The organism is Streptomyces sp. NPDC005017 (assembly GCF_042873115.1).
In the GTDB taxonomy this organism is placed as follows: Bacteria; Actinomycetota; Actinomycetes; order Streptomycetales; family Streptomycetaceae; genus Streptomyces.
Window position 1 is genome coordinate 116,315 of sequence record NZ_JBIALD010000011.1, and the last position, 19,984, is coordinate 136,298.

A 19,984-nucleotide genomic window follows, 5' to 3' on the forward strand; every position below is an offset into this window, starting at 1 on the left:
CGGGCCTTGCCCGCCCGGGGAATTGCCCAACCGGATTTTGAAACTCCGCCCTATTGCGGCCGGTAGGAGGCTTATGCTCAACTCTCCTACACAAGAGCTTCACACTTGAGGCTCTGTGATTCCGGCCAACCCGAGGGGGGAGGCGGCAGCCGTTCCACGGCGCCGGGTGGGGGTGGACCCCGTCCGGGACGACGGGGTACGCACCGGCACGTGGAACGGCTGCCGCATGACCAGCTGATCCTCGCGGATCAGGCCTGGCCGGTCTCGAAGCGGGAGATCCTGCCGTCCTCGGACACCTCGAAGTGCCAGCGGGTGCGCATCTCGCCCCAGGTGTCGTTGCGGTAGCCGGCGAGCAGGTCACGGCCGTTGTTCATCTCCCGGTCCACGTCCATGTGGCCGTGCGAGGAGAAGATCTCCCGGTCGATCCAGTCGGTGAGGTCCCGGTCGGAACCGTCGTCGGACATGGTCGCGTCGGGCGTCATCAGGTCCATGAACCGCCGGCGGTCGTGCGCGTTGACGGCGGCGACGAAGGCGCGGACGGCCGGGTCGCTGAGCTTGGCGGTCTGAATCGTCATGCGGTCAGCCTCACACCGGCCCCACGGCCCCGCCACCGGAGTACGCGGCCGCCCCCGTCACCGGGCCGACCGCCACCCGAACGGCCGTACGGGCACGGCCGCCGAGGGGTCCCGGTGCGACGGTGGAGGACGACACGCACAGCGGGGGACGTCTCTCTTCTGGAGTCATCGTGACCTGTTACGAACGACGTGATCTGGGCCTGCTGCTGCTCCGGCTGGCCACGGGCGGCGTGCTCGCCGCGCACGGCGCGCAGAAGCTGTTCGGCTGGTTCGGCGGCCACGGCATCGAGGGCACGGGCCAGTTCATGGAGTCCGTCGGCTACCGGCCGGGCAAGGCCAGCGCGCGGGCGGCCGGACTCGCCGAGGCGGGCGGCGGCGCGGCGCTGATGCTGGGCCTGGCCACCCCGGCCGCGGGCGCGGCGGCGGCCGGCGCGATGACGGGAGCCGCGGCGGTGCACGCCCCCAACGGCTTCTTCAACCAGTCCGGCGGCTACGAGTACGCGGCCACCCTGGGCCTGGCCGCCACCGGCCTCGCGATCACGGGTCCCGGCCGCCTCTCCCTCGACCACGCCCTCGGCCATGTCTTCGACCGCGGCTGGATGGTCCCCGCGGCCCTCGCCGCGACGGCCGCGGCCACCGCGGTGGTGGTCGGCACCCGCAACAGGCAGCTCAGCAAGGACGAACAGGCCGAGCAGCAGGCCCTGTTCGACGAGCAGGAAGCGCTGCTCGGGGAGTAGGGGACGCCGCTCGGGGAGCAGGGACGTGGCCCCGCCCGGGCCGACGGACGCCTCCGTCGGCCGACGGGGCCGAGCCCCCGGGGCCACGTGCCGGATCAGCCGGCCCGGAGGGCCCTCCTTCGGCCGACGGGCCGGGGAACATCCCTCGCGACTACGGCCTGCCGGTGGAGGCCGGGCCCATGGGGTCGTAGTACTCGGTGAACAACTGGCCCACCAGCTCGCCGCGGCTGGTCACGCCGAGCTTCTCGAAGATCGCCTTGATGTGGTCGCGCACGGTGTGCGGCGACAGGTGGAGCTCCTCGGAGATGCCCCGGGTGGACAGGCCGCGCGCCACCCGCTGGGTGACCTCGAGCTCGCGCTCCGACAGCTCGTAGGCCTGCACGACGAGCGGCGTGACGTCGGAGACCGGCGCGCGTTCGATGATCACCGCGGAGACGCCCACCCGTCCGTCGGCCTCCCGCAGACAGGACCCGTGGCACACCAGCCAGCGGCCGCTGCGGGTGCGCATCCTGATCCGCGCGGGCTCGCCGCCGCGCCCCTCCGCGATCGCCCTGGCCCGCATCGCGGTGCCGTGCGCCCACAGCGGTACGCGGATGCCGAGCGCGGTGAGCGAGGCGGGACCCTCCGGCATCTCCTCCAGATAGCGCCGCGCCTCGTCGTTGGCCGAGACGAGGGCGCCACTGGCGTCGAACAGGAGCAGTCCTGTGCCGGTCGGAACGTCACCGGAGGGCTCGGGGCGCTGCTTGGCGTACGCCCTGAGCAGGCGGGCGATCGGTGTGCCCAGATCCTCCAGGAACCGGCGCTCCCCGGTCTTGAACTCGGCGCGCCCCTTCTCGCGGAACAGGCTGACGTACCCGTGCGGCCGGCCGTCCACGCGCAGCACGGCCCGCAGCTCGTCGTGCACCCCGCGCGGCGCCAGGAAGCCCCGGTACAGGGAGCTGCGCTCGGGCTCGCCCCCGGTGGTCTCCCACAGGCTCGCCACCGGCACCGGCGCCAGCGCGAGGTCCCGGAACAGGTTGATCTTCTCCGTGAACAGCTCGTACTGCCAGTACACGGCGCAGCTGTGGTCCTCGACGTTCTCCGCGAAGATCGGTGAGGTGACCATGCCGGTCTCCGGGTCCGTGGCCCGCCAGACGGCGGCGTCGTACGGGACCACCCTGCGCAGTTGCGTCGCGAGCGTGCTGAACAGCGTGTGCGGGCTGTCGGCACGTCCGGCACGTGAGATGAGTTCGTCGCGACCGATGGCGGTGGGCATGCTCCGGCACTCCGTTCCGGGGTGGCCTAGGGTCCCTCTCCCACGGCGATCCGCCAGAAGGGTCCTAGAGAAGTTGAGGTAGGCCTGCCTTTCTCGAACTGATTACCACCGTACGCTACTTGGCGGTTCGAGGCCGGTGACGGCGGCCGGAGCCGGCCGTCACCACACCTCGTCCGGCAGCCACTGGACGTGCCGCGGCACGCCGGCGAGCACGGGCCCGTCCGCGTCGGCGTCCACGGCCGGCAGGTCCGCCTCCTCCGGCATCCTCGGCATCTCCGGGCCGACGTAGAGCGGGTCGACACGGATCTCCTCGATCTCCAGCGGCCGCAGCAGCGCCAGGAGCGCGGGCCGGGACAGCCGGATCCACCGCTGGGTGGGCCCCAGCGCCGCGTGGAGCCGTTCCTCGCCGGTGAAGGCGAGGCCGACCCGCTCCTGGCCGGCGCCCGGCCGGGCCGTACGCACGACGGCCGGCGCGCCGTCGAGGCCGTGGGCCCGGACCGGGACGAACAGAAGCGCGTCCACTACGTCACGTCTCGAGGCAGAACTCGTCGAGCGGGTAGCCGACGTGCCGGTCCTCCGTCGGCAGGAAGCCGAGCACCTTGTCACCGGGCTTGAGCTCGGTGCTGTTGAGGACCTTGCCGCCCGGGCCGAGCACCCGCACGTGCCAGTCGTCCTGGAGGATCAGGTTGACCTCGCGGCCGTCGGTGGAGACCGCGTTCACCGAGATCAGCGGCCTGGTCTCGATCTTGACCCGGCCGACGGTGACGAGCCGGGTGCGGCCCTCCACGTCGGCGGCCACGATCTTGCTGCCCGCCTTCAGCTCGCTGAGGTAGTTGGTGCGGCCGTCCTTGGACAGCGTGTACGAGTGGATCGCGCCGGCGTTCACCCGGAACGGGCGGGTCGGCATGTACGGCAGCGGGTGGGTCTCGCTGACGCAGAGGATCATGCCCTTGGAGTGCGACCCGACCAGGATGCCCTCGTCCTTGCGGAAGTAGGTGCAGGTGTCGACGCAGGCCCGCTCGCCCATGCCGACGTGCTCGGTGCTGACGACCTCGAGCTCGGTCAGGGCCAGGTCGGGGGTCTCGGCGTTCACCACGGTCTTCAGGGCGGTCGCGTCGCCGACCCTGCGGGGCGCCATCATCACGCCGTCGGAGCCGTGCTCGAGCACACCGAAGATGATCTCGGCCTCCTCGACGTCGGCCGCCACCGTGATCAGGCTGCCCCGGGAGGAGGCGGACGCCGCGATGACGATCTCCAGCGGGATCTTGGTGGGGTCGCGGAACAGCAGCAGGCTCCACTGTTCGGTGCGCGCCGACTGGCAGGCGTCCTCCAGCGTCTTAGCGTCGACGATCTCCACGAACCGGCCGAACTCGAGGCCGGGGTGCTTGATCGCCAGCTCGGCGGGGGTGATCTTGTGGAAGTCGGGGTCCACGATGACCACGGTGGCCTCGCCGAAGTCCTCCGGGAGGGCCTTGCCACGGGGGAACAGCACCTTGGTCACGGTCGGGGGCAGACCCTCCAGCGCCGCCGGGTCCGCCGCGACGATGCCGTCGATCCGCTGATGCAGCGCCTCCTGGACGATGGCGTCACGGGCCTCGTCGAGGTTGCGGATGTCCAGCCAACTGAGCTTCATGCGTAGGGCTCCTAGAAGTCACTCACTGTGGATGAGGTCGGCCAGCTTCGCGGCCATGACGCCGGGATCGGGCGCCTCGAAGACGTTGCGGCCCATGGCCACACCTGCGACGCCCGCGCTCAGCGCCTCGCTGACGTGGGCCAGGACCTGGCTCTCGTCCTCGTTGCGCGGACCGCCGACGGTGATGACCGGGACGGGTGAGCGGGAGGTGATCTCCTTCATCTCCGTCACCGAGCCGACGTACGGGGCCTTCACCAGGTCGGCCCCGAGATCGGCGGCCAGGGTCACCGCGTGCGCCACCAGGGCGGGGTCGCGCGGATCGCTGATCCTGGGGCCGCGGGGGTACATCATCGCCAGCAGCGGCACGTTCCAGCGGTCGCAGGCGTCGGCGACCGCCGCCAGGTCGGATATCTGCCGCTGCTCGCCGTCCGAACCCAGGTTGACGTGCACGCTCACCGCGTCCGCGCCCAGCCGCAGGCTCTCCTCCACCCCGGCCACCAGGTACTTGGCGTCCGGGTCGGGGGCGTGCACGGTGCCGGCGCTCAGATGGACGATGAGCGAGGTGCCGGCGAACCAGGCGGGATCGACGTGCCGGAGACTGCCCTTGTGCAGGACGACCGCGTCCACCCGGTTGGTGGCCAGCCGGCCCACCAGCGCGTCCAGCCCCTCGCCGCCGGTGATCGGTCCCTGGCTCACCGAATGGTCCAGCGGCACGATCAGCAGCCGTTCGGAATCGTTTCGGAAGAGGCGCCGCAGGCGGAGTCGCCTACCGAACGCGCCATTGGCGATCATGGGATTCCTCATTTCTCCGTGCCGGTCATGAACCAACCCTGAAGAGGGCGGGTTTCTTCGGCATCTCGTCCACATATCGCGGGCCGCGCGTTTCCGATATCGACGGGAAACATCGGCGGTCAAGACTCGTGGGTAACCGGCGAGAAAGGTGTCCACAAGTGACGACCATAAAGATTGACGGGCACGGTCTGAGCATCGGTCAGGCCGTGGCCGCCGCATCCCGCGAAGGTTCGGATTTCACGGTCTCGGAGGACGCGCTCACGGCGATGAACGCCTCCCGGAACCTGAAGCTGGAGATCCTCGCGACCGGCAAGCCCATCTACGGGGTGACGACGGGCTTCGGTGACAGCGTCAACCGGCAGATATCGCCGGAGAAGACCGCACGGCTGCAGAACGAGCTGATCCGCTACCACCTGAACGGAACCGGTCCGCTGGCCTCCGACGAGGTCGTGCGCGCCACCCTGCTGATCCGCGCGAACTGCCTGGCCCGGGGCAACTCCGGCGTCAGCCTCCCCGTCGTGGACCTGCTGCTGGACTTCCTCCGGCACGACATCCTGCCGACCATCCCCGAGCGCGGCTCGGTCGGAGCCAGCGGCGACCTCGTCCCGCTCTGCTATCTCGCCTACGCGCTGACGGGCCAGGGCGAGGTGCGCCACCGCGGCGAGATACGCCGGGCCGCCGACGTGCTGGCCGAGCTGGGCCTCGAACCCGTGACGCTGGAGGCCAAGGACGGTCTCGCGCTGATCAACGGCACCTCCTTCAGCTCGGCGTTCGCCGTCCTGAACACCGAGGCGGCGGCCGGACTCGCCGACGTGGCGGACATCTGCACCGCGCTGGCCAGCGAGGGCCTGCTCGGCAACCGGGGCCACTACGCGCCCTTCATCCACGACGAGAAGCCGCACGGCGGCCAGGGCGCCAGCGCCGCGCTCATCCACTCGCTGCTCGAGGGCTCCGAGCTCGCGATGACCTACGACCAGGTCGTCGACCTGAACGACCCGCTGGACGGCCGGCACTACCAGAAGCTCACGCGCAGCATCCAGGACCGCTACTCGCTGCGCTGCGCCCCGCACGTCAACGGCGTGCTGCGGGACATGCTGGACTGGGTCCGCACCTGGATGACGGTGGAGATCAACTCGTCCAGCGACAACCCGCTGTTCGACCCCTCCACGGGCGCCGTGTACAGCGGCGGCAACTTCTACGGCGGGCACGTGGTCACCGCGATGGACTCGCTGAAGACGGCCGTCGCCGGGGTCGCCGACCTGCTCGACCGTCAGCTCGCGCTCCTGGTCGACGAGAAGTTCAACAACGGCCTCACGCCCAACCTGATCGCCCGGGTGGACGACGACGACACCGAGGCCGGGCTCCAGCACGGCTTCAAGGGCATGCAGATCGCGTGCTCGTCGCTCACCGCCGAGGCGCTCAAGCACGCGGGCCCGGCCTCCACGTTCTCCCGCTCCACCGAGGCGCACAACCAGGACAAGGTCAGCATGGCCCCGATCGCGGCGCGCGACGCCCGCAACGTGATCGAACTGACCCGTGAGGTCGCGGCCATCCATCTCCTCGCCGCCTGCCAGGCCGTCGAGCTGCGCGGCGTCGACGAGATGAGCCCGCGCACCAGGGCCGTGCACACGCGCATCCGCAAGGAGGCCCCGTTCGCCGCCAAGGACCGGCAGATGGACGGCGACATCGCCGCGGTCGTGGAGATGATCTCCTCCGGCGCCATCACCGAGGCCGCGCGGGCGGGAGGCGACCTGTGACCCTCGCCTCGAACGCCGAGGCGGCCGGCTCCGGACCGGCGCCCAGCGCGCTGCCGGCCATCGGCGACTGGAAGAGCTTCGACGAACTGCGGGCACTCCAGCGGGAACGGATCGGTCCGACACTGCGGCAGGCCCTCGGGTCGCCGTTCTACGCGAAGCGCCTTCGGCCCGGGCAGGAACTGTCCGAGGTGGGGCTCACCGGGAAGTCGGACCTGCGCGACAGCTACCCCTTCGGCATGCTCGGCGTGCCCAGGGAACGCGTGGCCACGTACCACGAGTCCAGCGGCAGCACCGGCAACCCCACCCCCGCCTACTTCACCGAGGCGGAGTGGACCGATCTGGCCGACCGGTTCCTGCGCAAGACCGTCCCGCTCGGTCCGCGGGACACCATGCTGGTGCGCATCCCCTACGGGCTGGTGCTCGCCGGGCACATGGCCCACTGGGCCGCCATGCGCGGCGGCGCGACCGTCGTCCCCGGCGACTGCCGCTCCCTCGCGGTGCCCTACTCGCGGGTCGTGCGCGTGCTGCGCGACCTGGAGGTGACGCTGACCTGGTCCACCCCGAGCGAGGCCCTGATGTGGGTCGCGGCGGCCAAGGCGGCCGGCCACCCCGCCGACTCCTTCAAGTCGCTGCGGGCGCTCTACGTGGCGGGCGAGCCGATGAGCGGTGCGCGCCGCCGCCGGATCGAGGAGATCTGGGGCGCCCCGGTCATCGAGGAGTACGGCTGCACCGAGGTCGGCCCGCTCGGCAGCGACTGCCCGTACGGCCGGCTGCACTTCTGGGCCGACCGGGTGCTGCCGGAGATCTACGACCCGCAGACCGGCGAGGTCACCGCCGAGGGCACCGGGCAGCTGGTCATCACCCCGCTCTACCGCGAGGCGATGCCGCTGGTGCGCTACAACCTCGAGGACCTGGTGGAGCTGCGGTACGAGGACTGCCCGTGCGAGTGGAAGCTCCCGACCGTGCGGGTGATGGGCCGGATCGGCCAGGGCCACACGGTCGCCGGGCGGCGCGTCGGGCAGGTCCAGGTGGAGGAGCTGGTCTACCGGCTCCCGGCCTCCTACGGCGTGCTGTTCTGGCGGGCCAGGGCCGAACAGGACCGTCTGGTCGTCGAGATCGAGGTGCCCGGCCCGCACGGTGCGGACGCCGCGATGGCGCTCGCCGCGTCCGTCGAGGCGGAACTCGGGGTGCCCTGTGTGGCCGGCGCGGTGCCCGAGGGCACGCTGGTGCCGACCGCGCTGCTGGCGGAGCAGTTGGACGCCATGAAGCCACGGAAGCTGTTCGGGCCCGACGAGGACTGGGCGCAGGCCGTCGTCCGGGGCTGAGTCGGGGTGATCGTGGTCGTCGCGCGGTCCACGGCGTGGGACCGCGCCGCGCTCGTGGCGCGGTCCCGGCCGGGCGGCCGGGCGGACCCGGGACAGCCGGCCCGGACCGGCGGCGTGAAGAGGTTCGACGCGCTCGTCCCCTCCGGGCCGGGCGCGGCCTCGTGCTGTCCGTCGTCCCGTCCGCGCCGTCCGCCGGCAGCGAGGGCGGCCGGTCGTCCACATCCTCCTCAAACGGGGGATGGGATGCGGCCCGCCCGGTTGGAAGAGTTTTCCCGTCCCGACAAACAACGGGGTCCGGGAGGACTTGAGGATGACCACAGGCAAGAGCATCGTGCGGCCGGACACGGCGGAACTGTCCGAACGGCTCCGCGGACGGGTCCTGCTGCCGGGAGACGACGGCTTCGCCCAGGAGCTCAACGGGTTCAACCAGATCACCGAGCACTCCCCGGAGCTGATCGCGGTCGTGGCCGATGCCGGGGACGTGCGCGAGGCCGTGGCCTTCGCCGCCGCCCGCGGGATGCCGGTCGCCGTCCAGGCCACCGGCCACGGCCCCTCCGTCGCGGCGGACGGCGGCCTGCTGATCAGCACCCGCCGGATGCGGGGCGTGAGCGTCGACCCGGTCACGCGGACCGCCCGGGTCGAGGGCGGTACCCAGTGGTTCGAGGTCGTCGAGGCGGCCGCCGAGCACGGCCTCGCCCCGCTGAACGGCTCCTCCCCGCTCACCGGGGTGATCGGCTACACCCTCGGCGGCGGACTCGGGCTGATGGCCCGCAGGTACGGCTACGCCGCCGACCATGTCACCGCCGTGGAGATCGTCACCCCCGACGCCCGGTCGCACCGGGCCACCGCCGACCAGGACAGCGACCTCTTCTGGGCCGTGCGCGGCGGCAAGGGCAACTTCGGTGTCGTCACCGCGCTGGAGTTCGACCTCGTACCGGTGTCGCGGCTGTACGGCGGCGGACTCTTCTTCGCCGGCGAGGCGGCCTCGGACGTCCTGCACGCCTGGAGCGCGTGGACTTCGACCGTACCGGAGGAACTCACGTCCTCCCTGGCCCTGTTGCGGCTGCCGGACGTCGAGGCGATCCCGCCCTTCCTGCGCGGCACGCTGACCGTCCACGTCCGGATCGCCTACCTGGGCTCGGCGGAGGACGGGGAGAAGCTGGTCGCGCCGCTGCGCGCGTCGGGCCCGCTGGTCTTCGACACCCTGGCCGACATGCCGTACACGAGGTGCGGGGAGATCCACAACGACCCGACCGAGCCGATCCCCTACAACGAGCGCTCGTCGATGCTGCGCGAGCTGGACGGCACGGCGATCGACGCGCTGCTGGAGCTGGCCGGTCCGGGCGCCGACTGCATCGACCTGGTCGTGGAGCTGCGGCAGCTCGGTGGCGCGGTCGGGCGGCCGCCCGAGGTGCCGAACGCCGTCGACCACCGTGACGCCGCGTTCGCGCTGTCGACCCTCTCCCTCCCCGACAACCGGCCCCCGCTGGTGGTGGACGGCATGGCGGCGTGGAGCACCGGGCGCCGCTATCTCAACTTCCTGGCCAGTCCCGACACCGCGCATCTCACCGAGAGCGGCTACGAACCGGCCACCTACGCCCGGCTGGCCGGCATCAAGGCCCAGGTCGATCCGGACAACCTCTTCCGGTTCAACCACAACATCGTGCCGCGTCCCGCCGGTTCGGCCCAGGACTAGGGCCCTTCTGACGGATCTCCGCGGCACCACCGTCGCGATAGCTCGTCGATATATCCCCCTGGAAGGCTGGCGCGGGTCGCATACCACTGTTCGGCGGATTGTCAATCGGGAGGACGAGAGTGAAACGACGTGACGTGATGAAGGGCGTGGCGGGTGCCGCGGCGGTCGCGGCGGTGCCCGCGGCCGTCATCCACGCGGGCAACACCTGGGCCGCCGCGAACGACGACGCGGCCGGGACGCGGCCGGCCGAGGAGTCCGCGGACCTCTACACCGAGCAGTACAGGGGCCGCACGATCACCGTGTCGAAGAGCACCGAGAAGGTGCACATAGACGGCAGGGAACTGCACCTCATGAAGCTGGGCGAGGGCGCCTACCTCAGCGCGATGTGCCACTACCGGTTCGAGCCGACCCCGCTGGCAGCCGGCCGCCAGGCGGTCGACGAACTGCGCGGCGCGAACCTGCTGCCGTCCGGCGGCCACCACCATGCCTGACCCGGCAGCGAGAGAACCGAGAAGGAAGAAACCCATGGTTCCCGTCCGCAAGAACCACCTCGACATGACCGCCAGGGAGAAGCGGCGCTTCATCCGCGCGCTGCTGCGGGTGAAGGAGACAGGCGTCTACGACGAGCTGGTCCGGATCCACATACAGATCAACTCGGGCGACTACCTGGACAAGGACGGCGGCGTCGGCAAGCGCTGGGGTCACATGAGCCCGGGCCTGTTCCCGTGGCACCGCCAGTACCTGCTGGTCCTCGAGCGGGCGCTCCAGCAGTTCGACCCCACCGTCACCATCCCCTACTGGGACTGGACCAGGGACCGGAGCCCGGACTCGCCGCTGTGGGCCGACGACTTCATGGGCGGCAACGGCCGGCCCGGCGACCGCAAGGTCATGACCGGCCCGTTCGCCCGCTGCAACGGCTGGAAGCTCAACGTCAGCGTGGTCCCGGTGGGCGACGAGCACCCCGCGTTCAACGGCCACTACACCGCGGACGACCGTGACTACCTCGTCCGCGACTTCGGCACCACGAACCCCGAGCTGGGGACGGCGAAGGAGCTGGAGGACACCCTCGCCATCCCGACGTACGACACCCCGCCCTTCAACTACACCTCCGGCTACGGGACCGAGACCCAGTCCCTGCGCAACCACCTGGAGGGGTACGCGAAGTTCCCCTACGAGGCCAACCTCGGCAAGCTGCACGGCGCCGGCCACACCTGGGTCGGTGGCCACATGCTGTACATCGGGTCGCCCAACGACCCCATCTTCTTCATGCACCACTGCTTCCTCGACAGGGCCTGGTCGATCTGGCAGCAGCAGCACCCGGACGTTCCGCAGTACCTGCCGGTGGAGGAGCACCCTGACGTCCCCTCCCTGCACACCAAGCTCGCGCCCTGGTACACGATGACGCCCGCCGACCTGCTGGACCACACGAGGTTCTACCGCTACGAGTAATATTTCCCGGGGGGACCAGGAAATACTGCGCACCTGCTTCGCCGCGCCGACTACCAAAGTTGCCATCGACATTCCCATAATGCCGATGGCAGCTTTGTTGGCGCGGTCACGGGCGTTGGATCGCCCGCGCTTCAACTTTCGCACATCACTGCACGGGGGTATGGATATGTGCGCCGAATATGCGTTCCGAATACTTGGCCCGCTGCTCGTGACTAACGGCGGGGAAGAAATCGAGATAAGCGGAACCCGCAGGCAGAAGTTATTAGCCGCGCTGCTTCTGCAGCCCAATCAGATGGTGAGCCTCGACCGGCTCGTCGACGCGATGTGGGACGACCAGCCACCCGCGTCCGCCCACGGACAGATCCGTATCTGCGTCTCCGGCCTGCGACGGATGCTCGGGGGCAGTGAGCGCGACAGCGTGATCGAGACGCACCCGTCCTGCTACCGGATCAGGGTGCACGACGACGACCTTGACCTGTTCACCTTCGAGCGCCTGGTCTCCCAGGGGCGGGCCATGATCCGCGACAACCAGCTGGAGCGCGCCGAGAGGCTGCTGCGGTCCGCTCTCGCGCTGTGGCGCGGTCCGGTCACGGCGGGCATCGAGAGCCCGGCGCTGGCCGCGCTCGTCGTCAGGCTCCACGAGGAGCGGCTGACGGTGCAGGAGGAGTACTTCGACGTGGCCCTGAATCTGGGGCGGCACCAGCAGATCATCGGCGAACTCACCGGTTTCGTCACCGACAACCCCTTCCGGGAGCGTGCCTGCGCCCAGCTGATGCTGGCGCTCTACCACTCGGGCCGCCAGGCGGACGCCCTGGAGACCTTCCGCACCGTCAGGACACGGTTCTCCGAGGATCTCGGCATCGAACCGGCCCGCGACCTGCGCGTCCTGCACGAGTCGATCCTGGTGGGGCGGCTCTCCCCGGTGGGGCCGCGGCACTCGGACGTCCTGGCGCCGCCCCCGGCACGTTCGCAGGGGAACCCGGCCTGTCCGGCCGGTGTCACCCTGCTCTCGCGGACCTCGCCGAACACCGTCGCGGCCGACCGGATGGAGCAGCTGCGCCAGGAGAACGACCAGCTCCGCGTGGAACGCGACGGGCTGCGGCGGATCCTGTCCGCGTTCCTGGACCTCAACTCCGAGCCCGGCGCCCCGGCCTGCTGACCCGGCGCACGAGAACGCCCCTCCCCCGGTTCCCGTCGCAGCGAACCAGGGAGGGGCGTTCTCGTCTCTTCGCCGGGGCGGTCCTGGGCCCTCCGGCTCTTCGTCGGCGCGGCCGGGAGCTCTCCCGCCCTTCGCCGGCCTGGTCCGGGGCCTTCCCGCCCTTCGCCGGCGCGGCCCGAAGCCCTCTCGCCCTTCGCCGGCGCGGCCCGGAGCCTTCCCACTCATCGCCGACGCGACCCGAAGCCCTCCCGCCCTTCGCCGACGCAGTCCGAGCCCTCACGCCCTTCACCGACCCGACCCGGAGCCCTCACGCCCTTCGCCGGCGCGGCCCGGAGCCCTCCCGCCCCTTGCCGACGCGGCCCGGAGCCTTCCCACTCCTTGCCGACGCGGCCCGGAGCCTTCCCACTCCTTGCCGACGCGGCCGGGGCCCGTCCCGCGGGGCGGGCCCCGGCCGCGCACCGTGCGCTCAGGCCTCCTGCTGCGCCAGGGCGGGCGGGAGCATCAGGGCGACCAGACCCGCGAGCAGCGGCAGCGCCGCGACGACGGCGAGCGCGCTGGTGAGGTCCATGTGCTCGGAGAGCGTGCCGGCCGCGGCGGAGCCGATGCCGCCGCCGACGAAGAACAGCAGGTTCAGCACGCCCATGGCACCGCCGCGCTGGGCGGGCTCGAGACGGCTGGACAGCACGGCGGTGGTGAGCACCTGGGTGGCCGCGAACGTCGCCATGCCCATCGACGTGCCGATCAGCATGACGACGATGCCGCCGTCGACGACGCCGACGGTCCCCAGGAACACCGCGCAGCTCACGGCGGCGCCGGCCAGCAGCAGGCTGCCGCCCTTGCTGGCGGTGAGCTTGCTGGCCACGCGGGCGGCCACCGCGCCGACCACCGCGCCCGGCAGCAGCCAGGCGCCGATCTTGAACACGCCCCAGCCGTACTGCACGGTCAGGATCTGCGGCACCGCGTACATGGCGGCGAACAGCCCGGCGTAACCGCCGACGCCGATGACCGCGGAGACCAGGAAGGTCCGGTCGGTGGCCAGGTCACGCGGAAGGAACCCGTCGGGCCGCCTGCCGATGTGCATCACCAGGCCGGCCACCGACAGCACGAGGAGCACCGCCAGCGCGACGACCAGCGGGGTGTCGAGGTCCAGGGAGGACGCCTGGATGAGCAGCAGCAGCGAGGTCGCGCCGGTGCCCAGCAGGACACCGCCGAGCACGTCGACGGCCTTGCCGTAGCCCGGGCGGGCCGCCGCGAGCTCCAGGCAGAAGGGGACCAGCAGCAGCGAGAGCGCCGGCAGCACCAGGGTGAGCCGCCAGTGCATCCAGTCCGTCACCATGCCGCCCATGAGGGTGGCGGTGGAGGAGAAGAGCGCCATGGACGCCCCGAAGATCCCCAGGATCTTGGTCCGGAGTTCGGGCGCCGCCGCCGACGCGAGCGTGAGGGCGCTGGAGGTGATGGCGCCGGAGCCCGCCGCCTGCACGAACCGGCCGGCGATCAAGGTGCCGAAGTTCGGGGCGACCAGGCACAGCACCGCGCCGACGGCCAGGAACAGGGCTCCCGTGAGGAGGCTGTTGCGCACGCCCCACTTCTCGGAGAGCCGTCCGAAGAACGCGGTGCCCACGCCGAGCGCGAGGGCGTGCGCGGTCAGCACCCAGCCGGCGACGGCCGGGCGGACCTCCATCGACATGGCGACGTCGGGCAGGGCCACGCCCGCGGCCGTCACTCCGAAGATCACGGGACCGAAGAGCGCGCCGAGCCTGAGTCCGGTCGAAGCCGCGCCCTGTGCGGTTCGCGGCGGGGCCTGCACCGCGCTGTTGGTCGTCATCGAGAGTCTTCCCTTCGAGGGTTCGTGAGGTGTGCCGGGTCGGCGGCTTCGGGGGGCCGAAGGCGCTGTGCACGCGGCGGGATGTTGTGGTTGAACCGGAAGAGGTTCTCCGGGTCGTACCGGGACTTGATCTCGCCCAGCCGGGCGTAGTCGGCGGGCGTGTAGCCCCGCTCGGCCAGCCGGGCGGTCCCCGGTCCGGTGAGGAAGTTGAGATGGCTGCGGCCCGTTCCCCGGTGCGCCATGCCGTCCACGACGTGTCCCGTACGTGTCCCCGGCGGCCCGAGCGTGGTCAGGCAGTACGCGGCGTCGCGGTGGTCGACCGCGCCCGGCACCTCGGCCTGCCTGCCGAGCGCGCCGCCCATGTGCCGGAGCTCGACCATGAAGTCCGCGCAGTCACTGCCGGGGCCCGCGAGGCGGAGCAGGTCGTCGGCCGCGTCGGGGCCCAGCTCGCGCAGCATGGCGGAGCGTTCGTCGTGGGGGACCGGGAGCGCCGGGTCGTCGTGGATGTCCGCGAAGCGGGTGTAGGGCATCTCCCCCAGCGTGTCCACGAGCGCCGGGGCGGCCTCGCGTAAGGGCCTGACCAGCCGCTCCCCCTCGTCGCCCGGGCCGAGGTGGGCGACGCGGACGTGCACCACGAGCCGGCCGCGCAGGAAGGGCGGGACCGGCTTGCGGTCGGGCATCCGCAGCAGCGCCAGCGAGGAGGCGGTCTCCTCCGGCACGGACTCCGTCCACGACCGCCAGGCGTGCAGCACCTCGGCGGCGCTGTCGCCGGGGAAGTGGAGTCCGCCGCCGTAGAGCCGGGTCACCGGGACGAGCCCGAACTCGACGGCGGTCACCACGCCGAAGTTGCCCTTGCCGCCGCGCAGCGCCCAGAAGAGGTCCGGGTGCCGCCGTGCGGTGGCGGTGCGCGGCAGTCCGTCGGGGGTGACGATGTCCACCGCGGTGACGTGGTCGGCGGCGAAGCCGTACGCGCGGGACAGCAGCGCCAGTCCGCCGCCGAGGGTGTAGCCGACCACTCCCACCAGCGGCGAGGAGCCGCTCAGCGGGGCGAGTCCGTGGGCGGCGGCCGCGTCGACGACCTGGTGCCAGCGCGCTCCCGCCTCGGCCCGGGCGACCCCGGCGGCGGGGTCGATCGTCACTCCGGTCATCCGGCGGACGTTGATGAGCAGTCCGGTCCCCTCGGTGACACGTGCGGGGCCGTGACCGGTCGCCTGGACGGCCGTCGGCAGATCCGTCTCGGCGGCGAAGGCGACGGCCTTGCGCACCTGTGTGGCGTCCCGTGCGCCGAGGACCATCGCGGGCCGGTGCCGCGAGACCCGGTTGGATCCGGCGACCTCGTCGGCGTAGCCGTCGTCGCCGGGTCCCAGCACCGGACCGGAAAGGCGGCCGGCGAGCCTCTGCACGGTTGCCGGTCTGTACATGCGTCAGCCCTCCCAGGCGGAGCCAGTCGGTTCGCTGATCACACTTCCAGCGCCGGCTCCGGGGGCCCATCCCTCCATTGAGGGGAGCTGCCGGTCAGCGGCGTGGACCCCTGGGTTCCGGCCCCCCGGGGTCCGCGCGCGCCGACGGGAGGGCCACACCGTCATGCCACCCGGCTACGCCCTTATGCCACCGGGCTACACCGTCATGTCGCCCAGGACGCGGAGCATCTCGACCAGTTGCCCCATCCGCCGCTCGCCCAGCAGGTCCTGCACGCGCGCGTGCAGGCGCGCGGCCTCCTCGGCCGCCTCGGCCAGCCGCAGGCGGCCGGTGGCGGTGAGGGAGACGATGCGGCGCCTGCGGTTCGCCGGGTCCATCTCCTTGGTGACCAGACCGCGCGCCTCCAGGCGGTCCAGCAGGACGGTGAGCGTGGAGCGGTCGACCGCCGCCAGGGCCCCGAGCGCGGACTGGTCCAGGCTGCCGTGGTCGTCCAGGGCGAGCAGCACCGCGAACTGAGGACCTGTCAGGTCGGGCAGGCGCTGCTGCCACAGCGTCGTCCACGCCTGCCCGGCCCGGCGCAGCTGATGCGGCAGGGCCTCTTCCAGTTGCGGCCGGGGTCTGGGGCTTGTGTTCGTCATGACGGGCAGTATATTCAGTACAAGGATATTCCGTACACGGAAGATTGGGGGAGGCAGGAGATGCGGCTGATCGTGGGAATGACCGGCGCCACCGGAGCGGTGCTGGGCGTGCGACTGCTCACCGAGTTGCACAGGAACGCGCAGGTGGAGACACATCTGGTGCTCAGCCGCTGGGCGCGGGTCACGATGGAGCTGGAGACCGGCCTGAGTTCCCGCGAGGTGGCCGCGCTGGCCGATGTCACCTACTCGCCCGACGATCAGGGGGCGGCGATCTCCTCCGGCTCGTTCCCCGTCGACGGCATGGTGATCATCCCCTGCAGCATGAAGACGCTGGCCGGCATCCGGGCCGGGTACGCCGAGGGCCTGCTGGGCCGCGCCGCCGACGTGACGCTCAAGGAGCGGCGCCGCATGGTGCTGGTGCCCCGGGAGACCCCGCTCAACGAGATCCATCTGTCGAACATGCTGGAGCTCTCCCGCATGGGCGTCTCGATCGTGCCCCCCATGCCCGCCTTCTACAACCGGCCGGAGTCGGTCGACGACATCGTCGACCACATCGTCGTACGCGTCCTCGACCAGTTCGGGCTCGAGGCCGCCGGAGCCCGGCGCTGGGACGGCTTCCCGCGGCCGCCGCAGGAGCGGGCGGGCCTCGCGGCCGACGTCCCCGCGTCACGCCACAACGGAACGAAGCAGAGGAGCACCCGTTCATGACCAGCCCCACCACCGGCCCCACGGCCGGGCCGGTGATCCGGTTCGGCGAGCTGCGCGGTTACCTCGACGCGCTGGAGTCCCTCGGCGACCTGCGCCGCGTCACGCGGCCGGTGAGCGCCGACCTGGAGGCCGCCGCGATCACTCGTCTCTCCTGCGAACGGCAGTCGCCCGCCCCGCTGTTCGAGAACGTGGAGGGCGTCGCGCCGGGCTTCAGGCTGCTCGGGGCGCCGGCCGCGCTCAGCGCCGCCCCCGGCAAGCCGCTGGCCCGGGTCGCCCTGTCCGTCGGACTGCCCGCCGAGGCCACCGCGGCCGAACTGGTCGACCACCTGGCCCGCACACGCGAAGCGCGGCCCGTCCCCCCGCGGCTGGTCGCGCGGGAGGACGCGCCCTGCAAGCAGAACGTGCTGCTGGGCGACGACGCCACCCTCGACCGCTTCCCGGTGCCCCGCGTCCACGAGTTCGACGGCGGCCCCTACGCCAACACCTGGGGGATCATCGTCGCGAGGACACCGGACGGCCGGTGGACCAACTGGTCCATCGCCCGGATCATGCTGATCGACGGCAAGCACATGACCGGCCTGGTGATACCGGCGCAGCACATCGGCATGATCTGGCAGGAGTGGGTGAGGATCGGCGAGCCGATGCCGTACGCGCTGGTGCAGGGCGGCGACCCGGCCGTCCCGTTCGTCGGGGGCGTCCCGCTGCCTCCGGGGGTCGACGAGGCCGGCTACATCGGGGCGCTGCACGGCGAGCCGGTCGACGTGGTGCGGTGCGAGACGGTGGACCTGGAGGTGCCCGCGGGCGCGGAGATCGTCATCGAGGGGCACCTGTCGGTGGGCCGCGACGCGCGGGAGGGGCCGTTCGGCGAGTTCGCCGGCTACGGCTCCACCGAGACGTCGATGCAGCCGGTGTACACGGTCGAGGCCATCACCCATCGCGACGACCCGATCTGGCCCCTGGTGGCCGAGGGCCGGCCGGTGGACGAGTTCCACACCGTCACGGGCGTCGGCCAGGCGGCGGAGGTGCTGGCGGAACTGCGCGCCGCCGGGATTCCGGTCACCACCGCCTGGTCACCGCTGCGCGCGGCGTCGCACTGGATGGTGGTCACCGTCCCCCAGGACTGGCGGGAGCGACTGCCCCACGTCGACTCGGCCGAACTCACGCACCGGATCGGCAAGGTCCTCTCCGAGTCCCACTCGGGCCGGGCCACGGCGGCCACCTTCGTCCTGGACGACGACATCGACCCGGCCGACGACACCGACCTGCTCTGGGCGCTCGCCACCCGGATCCACCCGCTGGACCGGTCGGAGGCGTGGTACGGCTTCGTCCACCCGCTGCTCAACTGCTACACGCACGACGAGCGCGCCGCCCAGTCCGGCCCGATCGTCTTCCACGACGGCCTGCTGCCCGCCCCGGGCGAGGGCCGGCTCCCGCACAGTTCCTTCGCCCAGGCGTATCCGGAGCACATCCGGCGCCGGGTCCTCGAGCACTGGGACGACTGACGCGCCACGCGGGCCCCGGTGTACGCACGAACGGCTAACGCCCCCTCGCCCGGACCGGCGTGGTCCCGGTGAAAGGTCCCTCCGAATCTGGACGGAGCACGTGAACACTGAGCAGCAGAACGAAGGGCACGTAGCCCTGTTACACGCCAAGGCGCCCTGGCCCGCGGACGCACACGCAGCCCCGTTACGCGCCACGGCCACCCGACCCGCGGACGCGCACGAAGGACTCGCAACCCGCTTACGCGACACGGCCACCCGGTCCAGGGACGCGCACGAAGGGCCCGCAGCCCTCTCACCCGGCCCGGCGAACCGCCTCGGGAACGCGCACGAAGGACTCGCAGCCCTGTCGTGCGACCCGGCGGCCCGGTCCGGGGACGGCGTCCGATGAAGACGGCCCTGGTCGTGGGAGCGGGGCTGATCGGCACGTCCGTGGCCCTGACGCTCGCCGGGAGCGGAGTGACCGTGTATGTGGCCGACCGGGACCCGGACCGGGCCCGGACGGCGGTGGCCCTCGGCGCCGGCAGCGACGAACCGCCGCCCGGCCGCGTCGACCTCGCGCTCGTGGCGGTCCCGCCCGCGCACACCGCCTCCGTGCTGGCCGAGGCCATGCGCGCGGGGGTGGCACGCGGGTACGCCGACGTCGCCAGCGTCAAGGGCGGGCCCCGGCGCGAGCTGGAGGACCTGGGCCTCGACCTCCGCTCCTACATCGGCACGCATCCGATGGCGGGCAAGGAGAGTTCGGGCCCGCTCGCGGCGAGCGCCGAGCTCTTCGAGGGCCGGCCCTGGGTGCTCACACCGATGCCGGACACCGACGTCGAGGTGCTGAACCTCGCCCTCGAACTGGTCGCGCTCTGCCGCGCCGTACCCGTGATCATGGACGCCGCGGCACACGACCGGGCCGTCGCCCTGGTCTCGCACACGCCCCAGCTCATCTCCTCGATGGTGGCCGCACGGCTGGAGGCCGCGGACGAGACGGTGGTGCGCCTGTGCGGCCAGGGCATCCGCGACGTCACGCGGATCGCGGCGTCCGACCCCCGGATGTGGATCGAGATCCTCTCCGCCAACCCGGCTCCCGTCGCCGAGGTGCTGGCGGGGGTGGCGGCCGACCTGGAGGAGACGGTCGAGTCGCTGCGAGCCCTGCAGTCCGCCGACGAGGCCAAGCGGCGCGGCGGCGCGGCGGGCATCGAGGACGTACTGCGCCGGGGCAACGCGGGCCGGGTCCGGGTGCCCGGCAAGCACGGCGAGGCGCCGGCCTCCTACGAGACGGTGGCCGTCCTCATCAGCGACCAACCGGGCGAACTGGCAAGGATCTTCGCGGACGCCGGACGCGCGGGGGTCAACATCGAGGACGTCCGCATCGACCACGCGACCGGTCGGCAGGCGGGCCTGGTGCAGCTCATGGTCGCCCCGGCGGCGGCTCCGGCCCTGAGCGCGACGCTCAGCGAGCGGGGGTGGTCGATCCGGCGGTGAGGGGGCGGCTTTGCCGCCACTGGGTCAGGCCAGGCCTGAGGCCA

General features: G+C 71.9%; 18 protein-coding genes. 10 read left to right on the forward strand and 8 right to left on the reverse strand.

What is annotated here, in order from left to right; translation table 11 throughout:
• Positions 1-248 precede the first annotated feature (248 nt).
• Entirely contained in the window at positions 249-575 is a 327-nt protein-coding gene (locus ACFYR0_RS18705) for a nuclear transport factor 2 family protein (protein WP_389328741.1), read from the reverse strand.
• Between the two features lie 170 nt (positions 576-745).
• Here ACFYR0_RS18705 and ACFYR0_RS18710 point away from each other — a divergent pair, with 170 nt between their 5' ends.
• Positions 746-1,312, forward strand: coding sequence for a DoxX family protein (locus ACFYR0_RS18710; protein WP_389328745.1), 567 nt, complete (start codon positions 746-748; stop codon positions 1,310-1,312).
• Positions 1,313-1,463: 151 nt separating this feature from the next.
• On the opposite strand, the gene bagY is transcribed toward ACFYR0_RS18710, so the two are convergent.
• The 4 genes from bagY to bagB all read right to left on the reverse strand — a co-directional run bounded on the left by bagY (position 1,464) and on the right by bagB (position 4,992).
• On the reverse strand, positions 1,464-2,567 hold the full coding sequence (bagY, locus tag ACFYR0_RS18715; RefSeq protein ID WP_389328748.1) for a LuxR family transcriptional regulator BagY/FevT: 1,104 nt from the start codon (positions 2,565-2,567) through the stop codon (positions 1,464-1,466).
• Between the two features lie 159 nt (positions 2,568-2,726).
• Positions 2,727-3,089, reverse strand: a complete 363-nt coding sequence (locus tag ACFYR0_RS18720; protein ID WP_389328751.1) for an SAV_915 family protein — start codon at positions 3,087-3,089, stop codon at positions 2,727-2,729.
• A 4-nt stretch (positions 3,090-3,093) separates the two neighbouring features.
• Positions 3,094-4,200 (reverse strand): bagremycin/ferroverdin biosynthesis 3,4-AHBA synthase BagC/FevH, encoded by a 1,107-nt coding sequence (gene bagC, locus ACFYR0_RS18725; RefSeq protein WP_389328754.1) that lies wholly within the window; start codon positions 4,198-4,200, stop codon positions 3,094-3,096.
• A gap of 18 nt (positions 4,201-4,218) precedes the next feature.
• Positions 4,219-4,992, reverse strand: coding sequence for a bagremycin/ferroverdin biosynthesis DhnA-type aldolase BagB/FevI (gene bagB / locus ACFYR0_RS18730; RefSeq protein ID WP_389328757.1), 774 nt, complete (start codon positions 4,990-4,992; stop codon positions 4,219-4,221).
• A 158-nt stretch (positions 4,993-5,150) separates the two neighbouring features.
• Between bagB and bagA the strand changes: the two genes are divergently transcribed.
• The 6 genes from bagA to bagI all read left to right on the forward strand — a co-directional run bounded on the left by bagA (position 5,151) and on the right by bagI (position 12,378).
• Positions 5,151-6,749 carry a bagremycin/ferroverdin biosynthesis tyrosine ammonia-lyase BagA/FevW gene (gene bagA / locus ACFYR0_RS18735; RefSeq protein ID WP_389328760.1) on the forward strand — a complete coding sequence of 533 codons (1,599 nt, stop codon included), beginning with the start codon at positions 5,151-5,153 and terminating at the stop codon, positions 6,747-6,749.
• Positions 6,746-8,074 carry a bagremycin/ferroverdin synthetase BagE/FevW gene (gene bagE / locus ACFYR0_RS18740; RefSeq protein ID WP_389328763.1) on the forward strand — a complete coding sequence of 443 codons (1,329 nt, stop codon included), beginning with the start codon at positions 6,746-6,748 and terminating at the stop codon, positions 8,072-8,074. The genes bagA and bagE overlap by 4 nt, the downstream gene beginning before the upstream one ends.
• Before the next feature lie 310 nt (positions 8,075-8,384).
• Positions 8,385-9,770, forward strand: coding sequence for a bagremycin/ferroverdin biosynthesis FAD-dependent oxygenase BagG/FevA2 (gene bagG, locus ACFYR0_RS18745; RefSeq protein WP_389328766.1), 1,386 nt, complete (start codon positions 8,385-8,387; stop codon positions 9,768-9,770).
• Between the two features lie 119 nt (positions 9,771-9,889).
• Positions 9,890-10,261 carry a bagremycin/ferroverdin biosynthesis copper chaperon BagZ/FevE gene (gene bagZ, locus ACFYR0_RS18750; RefSeq protein ID WP_389328770.1) on the forward strand — a complete coding sequence of 124 codons (372 nt, stop codon included), beginning with the start codon at positions 9,890-9,892 and terminating at the stop codon, positions 10,259-10,261.
• A 34-nt stretch (positions 10,262-10,295) separates the two neighbouring features.
• Positions 10,296-11,219 (forward strand): bagremycin/ferroverdin biosynthesis o-aminophenol oxidase BagH/FevF, encoded by a 924-nt coding sequence (gene bagH / locus ACFYR0_RS18755; RefSeq protein WP_389328773.1) that lies wholly within the window; start codon positions 10,296-10,298, stop codon positions 11,217-11,219.
• Between the two features lie 208 nt (positions 11,220-11,427).
• Positions 11,428-12,378 carry an AfsR/SARP family transcriptional regulator BagI/FevR gene (gene bagI, locus ACFYR0_RS18760; RefSeq protein WP_389328776.1) on the forward strand — a complete coding sequence of 317 codons (951 nt, stop codon included), beginning with the start codon at positions 11,428-11,430 and terminating at the stop codon, positions 12,376-12,378.
• Positions 12,379-12,844: 466 nt separating this feature from the next.
• On the opposite strand, the gene bagJ is transcribed toward bagI, so the two are convergent.
• From bagJ to bagL, 3 genes are all read right to left on the reverse strand, one after another.
• Positions 12,845-14,203 (reverse strand): bagremycin/ferroverdin transporter BagJ/FevB, encoded by a 1,359-nt coding sequence (bagJ, locus tag ACFYR0_RS18765; RefSeq protein ID WP_386380465.1) that lies wholly within the window; start codon positions 14,201-14,203, stop codon positions 12,845-12,847.
• The gene (gene bagK, locus ACFYR0_RS18770) at positions 14,200-15,624 is read right to left on the reverse strand and encodes a bagremycin/ferroverdin biosynthesis FAD-dependent oxygenase BagK/FevA1 (RefSeq protein WP_389328780.1); all 1,425 of its coding nucleotides are present in this window, start codon (positions 15,622-15,624) and stop codon (positions 14,200-14,202) included. The genes bagJ and bagK overlap by 4 nt, the downstream gene beginning before the upstream one ends.
• Positions 15,625-15,819: 195 nt before the next feature.
• Positions 15,820-16,260, reverse strand: a complete 441-nt coding sequence (gene bagL / locus ACFYR0_RS18775) for a MarR family transcriptional regulator BagL/FevM (RefSeq protein ID WP_386380463.1) — start codon at positions 16,258-16,260, stop codon at positions 15,820-15,822.
• Between the two features lie 60 nt (positions 16,261-16,320).
• Between bagL and bagM the strand changes: the two genes are divergently transcribed.
• The 3 genes from bagM (at position 16,321) to ACFYR0_RS18790 (ending at position 19,940) form a co-directional block, all read left to right on the forward strand.
• The gene (bagM, locus tag ACFYR0_RS18780) at positions 16,321-16,968 is read left to right on the forward strand and encodes a bagremycin/ferroverdin biosynthesis UbiX family decarboxylase BagM/FevK (RefSeq protein ID WP_389328784.1); all 648 of its coding nucleotides are present in this window, start codon (positions 16,321-16,323) and stop codon (positions 16,966-16,968) included.
• Entirely contained in the window at positions 16,965-18,470 is a 1,506-nt protein-coding gene (gene bagN / locus ACFYR0_RS18785) for a bagremycin/ferroverdin biosynthesis UbiD family decarboxylase BagN/FevL (protein ID WP_389328787.1), read from the forward strand. The genes bagM and bagN overlap by 4 nt, the downstream gene beginning before the upstream one ends.
• Positions 18,471-18,854: 384 nt before the next feature.
• A complete protein-coding gene (locus tag ACFYR0_RS18790; protein ID WP_389328790.1) occupies positions 18,855-19,940 on the forward strand; it encodes a prephenate dehydrogenase in 1,086 nt (361 codons plus the stop codon).
• Positions 19,941-19,984 lie beyond the last annotated feature (44 nt).